This is a genomic window from Brotaphodocola sp. (assembly GCF_050873065.1).
Classification (GTDB): Bacteria; Bacillota; Clostridia; order Lachnospirales; family Lachnospiraceae; genus Brotaphodocola.
Genome location: NZ_JBNMIC010000004.1, coordinates 79,545 through 94,165, shown reverse-complemented (window position 1 = coordinate 94,165; position 14,621 = coordinate 79,545). Strand labels below are relative to the sequence as shown.

Genomic DNA, 14,621 nt, shown 5'->3' with positions numbered 1-14,621 from the left:
GTTCACGCGTTGCGCAAACAATACCGGATTTTAGGACGCGCTCACAGAACCGTCATCAATAATCCGGTATTCTCCGTCTTTCAGCTCGAGAATGGAAATCGCACAGTTCGGAAGTTTGATCTTCCAGAAATCACCGAGCGCAATGCCCGCAATCGGATTCAGGATTGTCCGGTTCACAACGGCGTGCGCAACGAGAAGAACCGTCTCAAAGTCGTGTTCCCGCATTCTCAAGTCTTCCATAAAAGCTCCTGTCCGCTGATACACGGCTTCAAAGGTTTCCGCACCCTCCGGCGGAAGATAATGTGCCGGATCACAGAAAAAGTTGTAAACCGGGTCTGACGGATCTGCCTCGATCTTCGGTCTCTCCCGTCCCTCTTCCACTCCGAATGCAATCTCCGCGAGACGCTCCTCCGGCTTCAAAAGGTTCTGCTGATCCCCGAGAATGATCCGGGCAGTCTCCTGAGCGCGGTTTAACGGAGAACAAAATGCCGCATCAAACACAACATCACCAAGCTTTTCTGCTGCCTGCTCTGCCATCTCACGTCCACAGGCATTCAGTGAAATATTATGTCTTCCCTGAATCTTTTTCGCCTTATTCCAATCCGTCTGACCGTGTCTCACCAGATAAATTCTCATGTCAGCCTTTCCCCTTTGCTCTTTCTTTGCTTTTTTTTCATATATATTGCCCTCTATTTTGACTGCTTGATGAAAAAATGTCAAGTCCCTTTTTCCATACAAAAAACACCCTGCTTGCGGGACAGGGTGCTTTTTCATAGGAGTTGAGTCGTTGCCTCCACGGGTCGAATGGGGCAATGTTGAAATGTATAGAATATTCACATGTAGTTAGTTGTTGCTAACTGAGTATTATATTAGCATACGCTAACCGCATTGTCAATCCTTTTTTATATATTTTTTTAATCTCTTCCCCCCATAAAAGTTATTGGATTTTATCAATGACAAACAAACGGTTCTTTTCGCGTCAGTTTGAACTTCATTTATGAGAAAAGGAAGTGTCTGCTCCGATCCGAAAAGCGACGAAAGGCGGGCAAGTACATGCAAACCCGTGCGAAATGCCGGTGTTTAGGTCGCGTACTTTGCGACCTTACGCACCGCTGCATTGAGCCCGGAGTGCGAACGTGTTTGCATGACTTGACCCGCCTGTAGGAGCGAATCTATATGAGATCTATTAAAATCCTTTGAATCACATTACCATACTGTCACATTTAAATATAAGAAACGATCCAACTTACTCATTCCAATGAAGGCGGTGAAGATTTCCCTCCATCGTCATCTTTTCAAATCCATTCTGTCTCAGCGCCTCATACAGCACAATCGCCACAGAATTCGACAGATTCAGGGAGCGGATATCTCCCCACATCGGAATCCGCACACAGGTCTCCTCATTCTCCACGAGAATCTCCTCCGGAATTCCTGCGCTCTCCTTGCCGAACATGATGTAGCAGTCCGGCTCGTAATCGACCTCCGTGTAGACGTGTTTTGCCTTTGTCGTCGCCATATAGATCTTGGCACCCGGATTCTTATCCAGAAAATCCTGATAATCACAGTACACCGTCACATCCAGCTTGTCCCAGTAATCGAGACCGGCACGGCGGATCGCCTTCTCGTTGAGCCTGAATCCCAGCGGTTCAATCAGATGAAGTCTCGTGTTCGTCGCCACGCAGGTACGCCCGATATTTCCGGTGTTCAGCGGCATCTCCGGCTCAAACAAAACAATATTCATCATTTTGCTTCACCTGCATTCTCTTCATTTTTTTCCTTTGCAGCAGTCTCCTCATCCAGACGCTTGACAAAACGCTCAATTCTTCCGAGCGCTTCCTTCAGGCTCTTCAAGGAATATGCGTAGGAAATTCTCAGGAATCCCTCTCCGCATGCACCAAACGCTGTTCCCGGCACAACAGCAACCTTCTCCTCCTCAAGAAGTCTCAGCGCAAACTCCTCCGAAGTCATACCGAAACGCTTGATGCTCGGAAAGATATAGAATGCACCGAGAGGCTCGAAACACTCCATTCCCATCTCGCGAAGTGCATGAAGCAGGTAACGTCTGCGCTGGTCGTAGGACTCTTTCATGTGCGCTACATCCTCATCGCTGTTTTTGAGCGCATCAACTGCCGCATACTGGCTCGTCGTCGGAGCGCACATGATCGCATACTGATGAATCTTGAGCATCTGCTTTAAGATGATCTCCGGTCCGCACGCATATCCGAGACGCCATCCGGTCATCGCAAAAGCCTTGGAGAAACCGTTGATCAGAATTGTGCGGTCTCTCATCCCCGGAATCGAGGCGATCGTGACATGCGGCTCATCGCCGTAAGTCAGCTCTCCGTAAATCTCATCGGAGAGAACAAAGAGATCATGTTCCTCTACAATCGCTGCGATCTTCTCGAGATCCTCACGAGTCATAATCGCACCGGTCGGATTGTTCGGGAACGGAAGCACGAGAATCTTCGTCTTCGGGGTGATCTTCTCGAGGAGCTTCTCCGGAGTCAGACGGAACTGGTCTTTCTCCTCGAGCTCAATAATCACCGGAACTCCGTCTGCAAGGATTGCACACGGATCATAGGAGACATAGCTCGGCTGCGGAATCAGCACCTCATCTCCCGGATTCAACATGGCGCGCATTGCAAGATCAATCGCCTCACTTCCGCCGACGGTCACCATGATCTCGGAATCCGGATCGTAGGAGACATTGTACTTTCTGTGCACATAGTTGTGAATCTCCTCGCGCAGCTCTTTCAGACCTGCATTGGAGGTGTAAAACGTTCTGCCCTTCTCTAAAGAGTAAATACCCTCCTCACGGATGTGCCACGGCGTATCGAAATCCGGCTCGCCCACGCCCAGAGAGATGGCATCTTTCATTTCATTTACGATATCAAAAAATTTACGGATTCCAGACCACGGAATCATCTCAATCTTGTCAGATAATGGATTTCTCACGGTGTAATCAGCATCCTTTCATCCTGGATCTCGTCACAGAGTATTGTTCCGTGATCCTTGTATTTTTTCAGAACAAAGTGCGTTGCTGTGCTGAGCACAGAGTCAAGCGGAGCCAGCTTGTCAGAAACAAACTGCGCAACCTGACGCATGGTCTTTCCCTCGATGATGACCATGAAATCAAAGGCGCCCGCCATCAGATACAGGGCGTTGACCTCATTGTACTGGTAAATTCTCTCCGCCAGCTTGTCAAATCCCATTCCTCTCTGAGGAGTTACCTTCACCTCAATCAGGGCATTGACCTTCTCTTCGCTGGTGTTGTCCCAGTTGATCAGAGTGTGATAACCGCAGATGATATGCTCCTTCTCCATCTCCGCGATCTCGTTCGCCACCGCGACCTCGCTCTCGCCCAAAAGAATGGCAAGATCATGAATATCAATTCTGCTGTTCTTCTCAATTACCGCCAGTATCTTTTCTCTCATCACGACATTTCCTCCCGTCCCGAACTTCTTCTTTTTTCTTTTTTATTTCATTTTTCTTTTTCTTATTTCTTATCCGGGATCCTGATTTTCTGCTGTTTTTCCACTACTGAGTTTTCTAAGTTTCTAAATCTCTAAGTTTCCAAGTTTCTAAACATTTAAACGTTTAAACGTTTTACTGCTGTGTCTGTGTTTCTGCGCCGCTTCCATGATCGAAATACCCGGGAAGGATCTTCTCGAGTTCATCCGGCTGAGGACGCTCCAGAAAACCGCGTCCGTTTTCCACGATCATCTCACGCGCAATTCCTTTCTTTACACTTCCGATCACCTGCGCCGGGATTCCCTTCTCCCGCAGGTTTTCGACCGTCCGTCCGCCGTTTTCCGCTGCCAGCAGCCAGCAGCCGCGGCTGTAAAGCCGGTACGGATTTAATTCCAGGCGCTCACAGATCTCAATCGTATCCTGACGAACCGGAATTTTTCTCAGGAAAAACTCCATTCCGGTCTCATAGGCACCGGAAAGCCGCCAGATCGCCGCCAGGATTCCTCCCTCGCCTGCCATCTCCCAGTCAGCGGCTCCCGCCGCCGCCCAGTCGATCTCACTCCACTCAGCCGGCATCTCCCCCGCCTGATAGAGCCATTCCTCCGAGAACCAGTCTCTGAGACGCTGATTCTGATTTCTCACCAGAACTGCACTTCCGGCAGCGCCCGCATAGCCTGCCACAACCAGATCCTGTCCCGGTCTTAAAAGACCGGAATTCTCCCGCTCAATTTTTCGCATCATGTCGGATTTCTCCTCTCCTGCCTTTGATACGCAGCCTACTGTGCCGCTTCCACAACCGGAGACTGGGACGCTGCCGGTGTCTCCGGTGACGGAGCCGGTGCCTCTGTATGGGACTCCGTATGGCTCTCAGTCTGTGCTTCCGTCTGTGCCGGTGCGCTCACACCCGGTCCGCCATTTTCACCCTCCACCGACGGGGACTTCGTCTGCGCCTCTGTCTGTGCCGGTGCCGCTGTCTCTGCACTCGTTCCTCCGCCATGATTCTGTGAATGATTTCCTGATGTCTCCGGAGCCGGTGTCTCTGTCTGTGCCGGCGCAGTCGGCTGTGACTGCGGTACTCCCGCTTTCGTCTTCGGGCCTACCAGGATAATCGCTTTCGACGCATTGTAAGTATCCGTATGAAGAATCGTTCTCTCCTTCTCCACTCCGTCAACCGTCACGACTTTCCAGAGGCGGGACTTCAAACCGGTATGTGCGGACTGAACCTGCTTCCTCGTGCCGGGCGCAAGGGTATTGTCAACCTTCTCCTGCGGTGCTCCCGGATCCGTCGTGCTGATCGTTTCCGAGATATACTCAACCTTTCGGTTCGCCGGGCGCGTCTCCTTTCCGTAAATCGTAAAGGTGAGTTTCCGCCCACTCGTTCCGCCCTCGACATAGATCGGGGTCTCATACGGATTCGTAATCTTGATATCCTTGTACGTTCCCGCAATCGCCGCATCCATGGACGGCTTTACATAGTTGACGATCATCGAGTGGTTCTGTCTCTGCGTGATCGTCAGCTCTGCCATCAGGGAGGCATCGTAGAGTGTCGTCGCAATCTGGCAGACACCTCCGCCGACGCTGTCCACAACCTGTCCATTCTCATAGGCAGCAGCCGTGAAATATCCATTCTCCGTCGTGAACGGACTCATGCACTCATATCCGGAAAGTGTATCTCCCGGCATCAGGATTTTTCCGTTGATCTTGGCAGCTCCGTTTGCAAGGTTCTTGGAGCGCGCCGCTCCACTGCTCGAAAAATCGGTCGTGCAGGTGCCGAGCACATCCTTGATGCTCTTTAAGTCATCCTCCTTGATTCTCGGCTCCTCCTCATTGACTACCGCGGTAACTTTAATGATCCCGTCGGCCGCAGAATCCGCAGCCGCCTTTGTTTCCTCAGCTCCTGATTCTGTTTCCGCCGGAACATCCTCTGTCTTTGCCGCAGCACCGACCCCGGAGTTTCCGCCGGTCAGCGCCTCATCGATCGCCTGACTCGTCGCATCGAGGTCTACAACCTTTCCAGAAGAACCCGGAGTGATCTTAAACGTTCCGTTCTCTCTGACAATCGATGCATCCACCGGTGCGCCCACAATTCCGGCACACTTTTTCTTGATAAACGCATCTACCTTCTCCTCATCCACAGCCGCCTCAATCGCGATGTGCACCGGAGTCTTTTCCAGATCCTTTTTTCCCATGTACCGGCGGATCAGATTGCCCTCAACCGCGTGGCTTGCCGCTTCCTCAACTGCATCCTGATTGCTCCAGGCGTATCCCAAATCACGCGCCGTCGTCTCCACAGCGGTTCCATCCACATCGAGGGAAATTTTTCTGTCAGAAAGCCCGTCCACGTAGGCGGCAACTTCCTCCTGCGCTTCTTCCTTCGTCAGACCTCCCAGACTGAACTCTCCAACATAAATTCCATCCGGTATGGTTTTCTCTGCTGCATATGCCGGCATTGCCGAACCAATTCCTGCGGCTGCAATCAGCGCCATGCCGCCAAGCAATCTCCATTTTCCCATATATTCTCTGCTCCTCTTATTTACTGGAACACGCTGACAAGTGTTCCCGCAACCATCGGAACCACCATCGCGAGAATCAGAATGACTACAATCACTCCCGATACGATTCTTTTTGTTGTATTTTTATTATTATGTGAGTTTGCCATAATCCATGAACCTCTCTTTCCTGATCATTTCAAATCATTTCTAATTTTTCTGATACATCCTGGTACCGTTACCTGATCCGTTTATCTTCCAGTACATTTTAATCTTTCCTGCTTTTCTGACGAATTCTGCCGTACTGCAAAATCAGCTGGTCCTGAAGCCTCGATGCCTCGCTGCGGCTCAATTCCTCAAAGCGCACAGGTAAACTTATTTTATGATATTTTATAAAATACCGCAAGTCTTCTTTTTGCTTTTCCGACGCCGGCTGATCCCGTTTTACCTTGTAAATAAGCGGTTTCGGGACAAAGAGCTCCGGGCGTTCCTTTGCAAAGCTTCTCGCAAGTTGTGTATACAGTCTCGCCGCGTCCCATGCATCCGAGCAGGCGCGGTGTGCCTGATCCCTCTCAATCTCAAAAAACGCACAGGCGGCAGCCAGGTTTTTCTTCTCCTCGGCCGGCATAAATGCCCGGCACAGCGCAAGCGTGTCGATTCCGCTCCGCTCAAAAGATTCCCCCTGATTCACTGCCGCCCGCTTCAAAAAACGGTAATCAAACATCACCTGATGTCCCACGATCGGAAGCGTTTTGCAGAAACTCAGAAATTCTCCCAAAACCTCCCCGATCGAAGGCGCCATCCTCACCATCTCATCTGTAATTCCGGTCAGACCTGAGACCAGACCGGAAATCGGACAGCCGGGATTTACAAGCTGCTGGTACTCTCCCGTGACCTGCCCGCCTTCCACACGGACAGCGCCGATTTCCATGATCCGGTCTTTCTTTGGATCAAGCCCGGTTGTCTCGAGATCAACCGCCACAAAATCCTCATTCGACAGGCCATCCAATAATTTCCAATTTTTCTCAGACATCAATCTCAATCTTTCTTCCACTGCACTCATACTGATAATAGCGAACGCCTGCCGCATTCAGCATTCTCTTGGACGCGCGCACAGATGGAGAATCCGGATACTTATCTTCCTTGTAAATGATCGTCCGGATTCCCGCCTGGATGATCGCTTTCGCACACTCATTGCACGGGAAGAGTGTCACGTACAGCTTACTTCCATCGAGACTTCCGCCCCGGTAATTCAGGATTGCATTGAGCTCACTGTGTGTCACGTAGAGATATTTTGCACTGTACGGATCGGTCGTCTCAAGTTCTCTGCCCCACGGAAATTCATCGTCGGAACAGCCTTTTGGAAATCCATTGTATCCCATGGATAAAATCTTGTTGTCCTGACTGACAATACAGGCTCCAACCTGCGTGTTCGGATCTTTCGATCGGCGTCCGGAAAGGTCTGCCACGCCCATAAAATACTCATCCCAGGAAATATAGTCCCGGCGCTTTTTCGTCTCTGACATAAAATTCTCCTTTTTTCGTCATCTTTAACTTTATCATCTTCATCGTCTTCATGGCTTTTAGAGCCAGATTTTTCGTTACCGTTCACACGCCCTGCAAGCAGCAACGGATTTTGTGTATCATAACGATTTTACTCCGTCAGACTTTCAGGATATGGTATCCTGCCGCCTTTGTCAGACGGTTCATAATCGCCTGTCCGAGATGATCTTTTGAAAAGCTCTCCGAGTAAATGACATCGACCTCAAGATCATCAAACTCTCTCAGAACAGCAAACAGGTTGTGGGCGATCGTCTCTTCCTTCGCGCGCTCCCCGACACTGCGGACCAGTCCCTCCGGATAGCTCTCTCTGCTCTCGTCGGTGCAGATCACACCGACCCGAAGCTTCTGCCCAAGTCCCTCTCTGACAAGCTCATTGATCTTTTTCGCAACTGCCTCCGGCTCGCCCTCCACAAGTGTCATCTGTGCATGAGGAGCGTAATGGCGATACTTCATTCCCGGTGCCTTCGGGTGAAAATCCTTTGTCGGCGGTCCCTGAATCGCAGGATCAATCTCCACATGTCCCACCGTCTTTTCAAGCATTTCCATCGTCACCGCACCCGGACGCAGAAGTGTCGGCACCTCACCAGACACATCCACAATCGTGGATTCCACACCGATTCCAACCGGGCCTCCGTCAAGAATCATCTCAATTCTTCCGTTCATATCCTGCCATACATGCTGGGCGGTTGTCGGGCTCGGACGGCCGGATGTATTCGCACTCGGGGCTGCTACCGGAACTTTTGCAAGCCGGATCAGACGGTTCGCTACCGGATCGCTCGGCATCCGCACTGCCACGGTCTCAAGACCTCCCGTCGTTCCATACGGCACAATGCTGCTCTTCGGGAAAATCATCGTCAGCGGTCCCGGCCAATACGCTTTTGCAAGCTTTCTTCCCGCCTCCGGAATCTCTTTCACGAGCGGTTCAAGCTCTTCCATACAAGAGATATGGGCAATCAGCGGATTGTCCGACGGACGTCCCTTCGCCGCATAAATTTTCTTTGCCGCCTCCTCATTCAGAGCATTGGCGCCAAGTCCGTAAACCGTCTCTGTCGGAAATGCCACAAGTCCTCCGTTTCGCAGAATCTCTGCTGCCTCCGCGAGTTCCTCATCCCGGATGTCTGCTGTATCCTGTATTTTCACCATCTTTGTTTCCATTGGTGTTTCCTCTTTTCTTTTTCAAGTATCTAAAAATCTGATTCAGATCGACTATATCTGGTATCATATCACAAAAAGACCGGAAAGAAAATAAGAAGCATTTCTTTCCGGTCTTTCCAATTTTTGTTACTGTTCACGCGCCCTGCAAACAGCAACGGATTTTGTCTACGCTCTGACTCCCCGTCTCATCTGGTCTCCTGCACCGTGAATCACAACGCTGACTCTCTTATACACGAGAGCGGTGATCAGAGAAACCACAATTCCCTTCACCACATTGAACGGTCCCACACAGAACAGGGCGAATGTCCACACATTGCTGACTGCCGGGTTAATCTGAGCTCCCATCGAGATGATCGTATCAAGCGGCATAAAGTGAGAATAAAACGGAAGCATCACAAGCGCATTGAGAACGACTCCGGCTGCCGCCATCAAAATCGTTCCAACTGCCATTCCGATTGTCGCCCCCTTCTTGGTGCGGTTGATGCGATAAATCAATCCCGCCGGAACGACAAGCGCACAGCCGACTGCAAAGTTTGCAAACTCTCCGACAAATCCTGTGCTCGTCGGCTTGATCACTAACTTCACCAGAATCTTCACTGCCTCAATCACGATACCTGCAACCGGTCCAAGTGCAAAGCTTCCGACAAGCACCGGAACTTCACTGAAATCAAGCCCGTAAAAACTCGGTGCCAGAAATACAAGCGGTACCTCAAACATCATCAGCACGCCAGCCAGCGCGCCGAGCATTCCCATCAGCACCACATTTTTTGTCGTAAACAGTTTCTCTTTCATTGTTGCTTCCTCCTCTTTCCATGATGTAAGTTCCTTTCAGTCAAGGCTCATCGCGAAATCCCGCCATGCACCACAGGGAGTATCATGCGAAACAAATGAAAATGAATCTTTCCAGAAAATCAAAAATGACGTCGAACAATTTTTTGTTTCACAGGACGCAATTTCCTATGAAATAAAAAAGCCCCGGATTCAAATGGAATCTGGGGCTTGCTTTTCATGTCGCAATGGGAAATGAACTTTCGTCATCTTTTCTGATCTGACATCTATCCGCATAATCTCTTCTTTCATCCAGACTTTACTGTCGGTTCCGGAATTGCACCGGATCAGCCGCTTTCGCAGGTCGCGGACTTTTCTCCTCTCGAAGAATCACCGCCGGTGGGGAATCACACCCCGCCCCGAAGAACTTATTGTTTATTCATTTGCTGTCAGTATACTCACTTTTTCCTCTCGCGTCAATCTCTTTTTTTATCATGGCCGATCGGATATCTGCCGGACACTCATCCTGGTGAGGATCATCAGCCATCAACTCTTGTTATGAGACGGAAATTTTTCTATGATGCGGCCGCTCCGGTACGCCTCAAGCAGATACTCAAGGTCCGCAATGTCCTCTTTCAGTTTCCGTCCGCTGTCGGTGTCTCCGACGAGTTCTCTCTCCGTCGATCTCTGGATAATCACGCTGTCCGAGTGAATATCGATCTCATTCTCGATCGCAGACTCTGTCGACTCAAACGGTTTGTGCGCCGCAAGAATCAATCCATAAGAATTGTAGATCAGCGTATATCCGGCAATTCCCGTCTCTTTCTGATAAGCCCGGGAGAAACCGCCGTCAATGACAAGAACTTTTCCTCCACACTTGACCGGACTCTCTCCATTCTTCGTCTTGACCGGAACGTGACCGTTGATGATGTGACCATCTTCCGGAGAAAGGCCAAACTCTTCGAGAATCTTGTTTGCACTCTCCTCATGCTCGATCAAGGTGTAGTACGGATTCTTGTTCTCCTTGTGTGTCTCCTTCTCCGCAAGAAAATACCGCTCAAACGTCGCCATCTTCGTCTTTCCGAACAGCGGGGAATTCTCATGGAGCCAGATATACCACATCAGATCACGTCCACGCTTGCGCTCTACCAAGTCCTCCGCAACAAATCCCTTTCTGATATACTCATCAAAGAATTCATACAGAGATTTTCCGCTGCAGCGATGTCCATAAAGTTCTACCTCGCGGAAACTGCCGTCCTTGTTCATCGGCACACAGCCGTGGAAGAGCAGATTGCCGTTGTATACTTTGTACAGGCTTCCCTTTGCCAGAAGAAAACGCATATGTTCCTGAAGCTTCTCACATTTCTGAAATGCATTCTCAAGGCGCTCCATCACCTGCTCTTCCGCATCCGTCAGCCGGTAAGGATCCTTTGGGTCCACCGTCGGGAAATTTTTGTCGAGAAGCTCGTACTCTTTTCCGTCCATCGTGATCACACCGCGCTCGTAATCAATGCGGTGCAGAAGCGCTCTCTTCTCCAGCCCGAACTCCGGATGTTCCTTAATCATCTGACCCTCCACCTTGAACTGAATGATCGAGATCGCCTTGTGCATCTTTATGTTCAGCTCTTTCTCATTCTGATTTGCCGGCGGCTCTCCTTTCAGGGCAAAACAGGTACACGGATCATTCTCATATGCCTCCATCGCAAATGTCGCAAGCGGAAGAAGGTTGATTCCGTATCCCTCCTCCAGGATATCCAGATTTCCATAACGGGCACAGTTCCGAATCGCATTCGCGATGCATCCCCTCTGTCCGGTGGCGGCGCCCATCCAGAGAACATCATGGTTTCCCCACTGCACATCCACGGAATGATATGCCATCAGATCATCCATGATGATATGGGGACCCGGTCCTCTGTCGTAGATATCTCCGAGAATATGAAGATGATCCACAACAAGTCTCTGAATCAGCTCACACAGAGCCGCAATAAAATCCTCAGCTCTTCCGAGGCGGATGATCGTCTGGACAATCGCATCGTAATAGGATTCCTTATCCCTGACATCATCTTTCTCCGTGATCAGCTCCTCGATCACGTACGCAAATGCAGGCGGAAGCGCTTTGCGGACCTTGGAACGGGTATATTTGCTGGCGGCACGCTTGCTGACTGCGATCAGACGATACAGCGTGATCTTATACCAGTCCTTTTTATTTTTCGTCTTTGCCAGAATCAGCGCCATCTTCTCCCGCGGATAATAGATCAGCGTCGCAAGCGTGCGCTTATCCTGATCGCTCAGCGTATTTCCGAACACCTCATTCACTTTGCGGCGCACGGCACCGGAACCATTCTTGAGCACGTGGGAAAAGGCCTCATACTCTCCATGCACATCCGTTAAAAAATGTTCCGTTCCCTTCGGCAGATTTAAAATTGCCTCCAGATTAATCACTTCCATCGATGCGGCTGCAATCGTCGGATACAGTTCTGACAGTCGTTCCAGATATCTTGTCTGTAAATCCTGCATACCACAAACTCCTTCCTTTTTTCTCCCCTCATCGCTTTCTGTCTTGTATACAATGTATCTTTATTATAACAGATTTGGGGAGTTCCAAAAAGAGTTTTGTCTTATGTACCTGTCAAAATGCACATTTTAATGTTACTATACACGGGTAGGCATTTTCTGAACTGAAAATGCCGTATGATACAGTGGTGACAGCAGATTTTGCCGATCTGGAATGCGAAGCATCGGCAAAATCCGTTACTGTTTGCAGGGCGCGTGAACAGTAACCATTTTTAATTGCTGTACTTTTGCCTGCCATTTAAGTATTCCATGATTCCGACGTGGATCGTCCACGCTAACCGATCCTGATATTCCTCCGTCTTCAGCTTTTTCGTCTCTTCCCAGTTTGAGAGAAAGCCGCACTCCACAATCGCGGAGACGCACTTCACATTTTTGAGCAGATAATAACTGCCGTTTGCCTTTGCCAGTCTCGTATTCTTATCTCCCAGAACGTAATCGAAACGTCTCTGCAAGGTCTCAGCCAGCCGTTTTCCCTCTTCCGAGTTCGAAAAATAAAAAACCTGGCCTCCCGAGACTGCCTCCTGATGGTAACTGTTCTGATGAATGCTGACCATGAGATCCGGCTGCGCTTCATTGATCTTTGCACAGCGATTGTGCATGTCGGCAGCTTTCTTCTGCGTGTCCGTCTCCTTGTAGAGTCCTCTGTCGTCCTCCCGCGTCAAGATCACTTCCACATCTGACGCTTCCAGATATGTCTTGAGTTTTCTTGCAATGCTCAGATTAATGTCTTTCTCCGGTGTTCCATCCACGGCAATCTTTCCCGGATCGTTTCCTCCATGCCCTACATCTACACAGACCACCGGTCGCTTTTTTGCGAGAGCCGACGCCGACGCTTCATGGTTCCCCGGTACAAATTCTCCCGCCCTCCTCGCAATCAGAAAGACTGCCATCAAAAATACTGCTGCCATCAGATGTTCTGCTCTTCGATTCTTCACATCATACCTGCCAAGAGCATTCTCTTTTTTATTATATCTCCCACATCAAAAGAAAAGACGCTGCTTTTTTCTGCCGCCTACTCTGCTGTCTACTCTGCCGCCTATCTGTCACTTCTAAGCTGATTGTAATCCGTCTTTGCATCTTTCAGAATGTACTCGATATATTCCGACAGCTCTGTGAGTGCGCCGTCATTCATCCAGAGCTCATATGCCGGATCCTTATAAGCCCGCTCGCGGATTTTGAAGGCAGTTCCCTGATAATAGGCATCATTCAGCTCTGCATAATATTCCGACATCTGCTTTTTCTGGGCACTCGTCAGCGATGGGATCTTCTCAAGCGCTTTCTGCGACTGATTGTAAAAGACCTTTCTCAAAAAACGATCCCCAAACTCATCAAAATTCAGCAGATCCGTCTTCTGGCTTCCATGTTCTTTCGCCCACTTCTCCACATCCACTGCCCACGTCCGATAGTAGAATTCCCCGTCCGGGCAATAGCTGAGCACACCGTACTTACATCCCGGTGTTGCAAGGGAACTCGTGACCATCTCCGGGAGTCCCTTATCATCAGAAGAACGCTTGTAATGCTGGACATGGAGATGTCCACTGAGGAAAAATGGCGCATCCCACTCTTCAAGCAAATCCACAAGTTGTTCTCCATGCTCGATCGTACAGTCATCGACATAGATCTCACTCTCATCGAGAAGATTGTGATGCGCAACCGGGATCACCATCACACCGTCCTCCCACGCCGCCCGCAGCTGTTCCTCTATCCAGTCATACGTGTCTGAGAGGATCGCACCTCCGACTTTCGCAACCGGATCATACTGGCAGGTATCGAGCATCAGAATCCTCGTCTCATCATCCAGCTCATAGACATAACTCAGGCTTGTCGGATCCTCACTCAGCGCCTCATCGTAACCAAATTCGCTGTATATCTCCCTAAACTCCTCCGGCGTTGTGTACTCAGCCGGCATCCGCTGTGCTCCCTTGTATTTTGCTGCTTTCTTATTGTTAATGTCATGGTTTCCCGGAATCACCAGAACCGGAATTCCGGCATCTTCCACTTTTCTCAGCTTTTTGGCAAGCTCCTGATGGCTTTTTTTCTCTCCCTCCAAAGTCAGATCTCCACTCAGAACCAACGCATCCGGGCAATACTCCATCACCTCATCGAGAAAGGCATCCGTGATCGCATCGATATAGGTGACGACCTTTCCGTCCCCATATTCCACCATCTCCAAAAACCTCTCCCCGTTGTCTGTCAGTTCCCGCGCGAAGTAGTGGATGTCCGATCCCTGAATCAGATGGCTCTCCCACTCTCCGTCTCTCTCAAACCGCTTTTTTTCTTCTTTTCTGTTTTCACGGTCTGCATCTCGGTTGTGATCTTGCTCTGTCTGACCTTGATCTGTCTCATTTTCCCCAGACGGATTTTCTTCCTGTCCGCCTTCACCTCCAGAGGATGATTCCGTGGAACTGCCAGATGGCTGTGCTCCGGAAGATTCTGAAGGATCGAGAGCTGAATGCTCAGACGACTCAGATGCAGAACGAGAAGATTCCGATACCGAATCTCCCCCTGCATCTCTTGCACAGCCGGAAACTCCGTAAAGAATTCCTGCTGTAATCAAAATCATTGAAGTTGTTTCCCAGAGTTTTCGCTTTTTCATCTCTC

Annotated in this window: 14 protein-coding genes and 1 riboswitch; all 14 genes read right to left on the bottom strand. The window is 49.9% G+C overall.

Translation table 11 applies throughout. The features are described from left to right. Positions 1 to 30: 30 nt before the first annotated feature. Positions 31 to 636 (bottom strand): histidine phosphatase family protein, encoded by a 606-nt coding sequence (locus ACR0QE_RS02460; protein WP_432626801.1) that lies wholly within the window; start codon positions 634 to 636, stop codon positions 31 to 33. A gap of 610 nt (positions 637 to 1,246) precedes the next feature. Beyond that, positions 1,247 to 1,744, bottom strand: a complete 498-nt coding sequence (locus ACR0QE_RS02455) for a tRNA (cytidine(34)-2'-O)-methyltransferase (protein ID WP_432626800.1) — start codon at positions 1,742 to 1,744, stop codon at positions 1,247 to 1,249. Continuing rightward, positions 1,741 to 2,955, bottom strand: coding sequence for an aminotransferase class I/II-fold pyridoxal phosphate-dependent enzyme (locus ACR0QE_RS02450; RefSeq protein ID WP_432626799.1), 1,215 nt, complete (start codon positions 2,953 to 2,955; stop codon positions 1,741 to 1,743). Before ACR0QE_RS02450 ends, ACR0QE_RS02455 begins: the two co-directional genes overlap by 4 nt. Further along, on the bottom strand, positions 2,952 to 3,434 hold the full coding sequence (locus ACR0QE_RS02445) for an Lrp/AsnC family transcriptional regulator (RefSeq protein WP_432626798.1): 483 nt from the start codon (positions 3,432 to 3,434) through the stop codon (positions 2,952 to 2,954). Before ACR0QE_RS02445 ends, ACR0QE_RS02450 begins: the two co-directional genes overlap by 4 nt. 172 nt (positions 3,435 to 3,606) lie before the next feature. After that, positions 3,607 to 4,212 (bottom strand): AIR synthase-related protein, encoded by a 606-nt coding sequence (locus ACR0QE_RS02440; RefSeq protein ID WP_432626797.1) that lies wholly within the window; start codon positions 4,210 to 4,212, stop codon positions 3,607 to 3,609. A 35-nt stretch (positions 4,213 to 4,247) separates the two neighbouring features. Further along, the gene (locus ACR0QE_RS02435; RefSeq protein WP_432626796.1) at positions 4,248 to 5,984 is read right to left on the bottom strand and encodes a VanW family protein; all 1,737 of its coding nucleotides are present in this window, start codon (positions 5,982 to 5,984) and stop codon (positions 4,248 to 4,250) included. Between the two features lie 20 nt (positions 5,985 to 6,004). Next, positions 6,005 to 6,130 (bottom strand): hypothetical protein, encoded by a 126-nt coding sequence (locus ACR0QE_RS02430; RefSeq protein ID WP_432626795.1) that lies wholly within the window; start codon positions 6,128 to 6,130, stop codon positions 6,005 to 6,007. Between the two features lie 98 nt (positions 6,131 to 6,228). Next, positions 6,229 to 6,993, bottom strand: coding sequence for a 3'-5' exonuclease (locus tag ACR0QE_RS02425; RefSeq protein ID WP_432626794.1), 765 nt, complete (start codon positions 6,991 to 6,993; stop codon positions 6,229 to 6,231). Next, on the bottom strand, positions 6,986 to 7,486 hold the full coding sequence (locus tag ACR0QE_RS02420) for a deoxycytidylate deaminase (protein ID WP_432626793.1): 501 nt from the start codon (positions 7,484 to 7,486) through the stop codon (positions 6,986 to 6,988). The genes ACR0QE_RS02425 and ACR0QE_RS02420 overlap by 8 nt, the downstream gene beginning before the upstream one ends. A gap of 136 nt (positions 7,487 to 7,622) precedes the next feature. After that, positions 7,623 to 8,678 (bottom strand): L-threonylcarbamoyladenylate synthase, encoded by a 1,056-nt coding sequence (locus ACR0QE_RS02415; RefSeq protein ID WP_432626792.1) that lies wholly within the window; start codon positions 8,676 to 8,678, stop codon positions 7,623 to 7,625. A gap of 165 nt (positions 8,679 to 8,843) precedes the next feature. Then, a complete protein-coding gene (locus tag ACR0QE_RS02410; protein WP_432626791.1) occupies positions 8,844 to 9,470 on the bottom strand; it encodes an ECF transporter S component in 627 nt (208 codons plus the stop codon). Between the two features lie 272 nt (positions 9,471 to 9,742). Further along, positions 9,743 to 9,877, bottom strand: a riboswitch (FMN riboswitch). A gap of 115 nt (positions 9,878 to 9,992) precedes the next feature. Next, complete coding sequence (locus tag ACR0QE_RS02405; protein ID WP_432626790.1) at positions 9,993 to 11,963, bottom strand: fructose-1,6-bisphosphatase; 1,971 nt, start codon at positions 11,961 to 11,963, stop codon at positions 9,993 to 9,995. Between the two features lie 269 nt (positions 11,964 to 12,232). Further along, entirely contained in the window at positions 12,233 to 12,955 is a 723-nt protein-coding gene (locus ACR0QE_RS02400) for an N-acetylmuramoyl-L-alanine amidase (protein WP_432626789.1), read from the bottom strand. Positions 12,956 to 13,056: 101 nt separating this feature from the next. Further along, positions 13,057 to 14,616, bottom strand: coding sequence for a metallophosphoesterase (locus ACR0QE_RS02395; RefSeq protein ID WP_432626788.1), 1,560 nt, complete (start codon positions 14,614 to 14,616; stop codon positions 13,057 to 13,059). Positions 14,617 to 14,621: the final 5 nt, after the last annotated feature.

Coding starts and splice junctions, on each gene's coding strand:
- ACR0QE_RS02460 (WP_432626801.1), bottom strand. CDS start 636: ATGAGAATTTATCTGGTGAGACACGGTCAGACGGATTGGAATAAGGCG.
- ACR0QE_RS02455 (WP_432626800.1), bottom strand. CDS start 1,744: ATGATGAATATTGTTTTGTTTGAGCCGGAGATGCCGCTGAACACCGGA.
- ACR0QE_RS02445 (WP_432626798.1), bottom strand. CDS start 3,434: ATGAGAGAAAAGATACTGGCGGTAATTGAGAAGAACAGCAGAATTGAT.
- ACR0QE_RS02440 (WP_432626797.1), bottom strand. CDS start 4,212: ATGATGCGAAAAATTGAGCGGGAGAATTCCGGTCTTTTAAGACCGGGA.
- ACR0QE_RS02435 (WP_432626796.1), bottom strand. CDS start 5,984: ATGGGAAAATGGAGATTGCTTGGCGGCATGGCGCTGATTGCAGCCGCA.
- ACR0QE_RS02430 (WP_432626795.1), bottom strand. CDS start 6,130: ATGGCAAACTCACATAATAATAAAAATACAACAAAAAGAATCGTATCG.
- ACR0QE_RS02425 (WP_432626794.1), bottom strand. CDS start 6,993: ATGTCTGAGAAAAATTGGAAATTATTGGATGGCCTGTCGAATGAGGAT.
- ACR0QE_RS02420 (WP_432626793.1), bottom strand. CDS start 7,486: ATGTCAGAGACGAAAAAGCGCCGGGACTATATTTCCTGGGATGAGTAT.
- ACR0QE_RS02415 (WP_432626792.1), bottom strand. CDS start 8,678: ATGGAAACAAAGATGGTGAAAATACAGGATACAGCAGACATCCGGGAT.
- ACR0QE_RS02410 (WP_432626791.1), bottom strand. CDS start 9,470: ATGAAAGAGAAACTGTTTACGACAAAAAATGTGGTGCTGATGGGAATG.
- ACR0QE_RS02405 (WP_432626790.1), bottom strand. CDS start 11,963: ATGCAGGATTTACAGACAAGATATCTGGAACGACTGTCAGAACTGTAT.
- ACR0QE_RS02395 (WP_432626788.1), bottom strand. CDS start 14,616: ATGAAAAAGCGAAAACTCTGGGAAACAACTTCAATGATTTTGATTACA.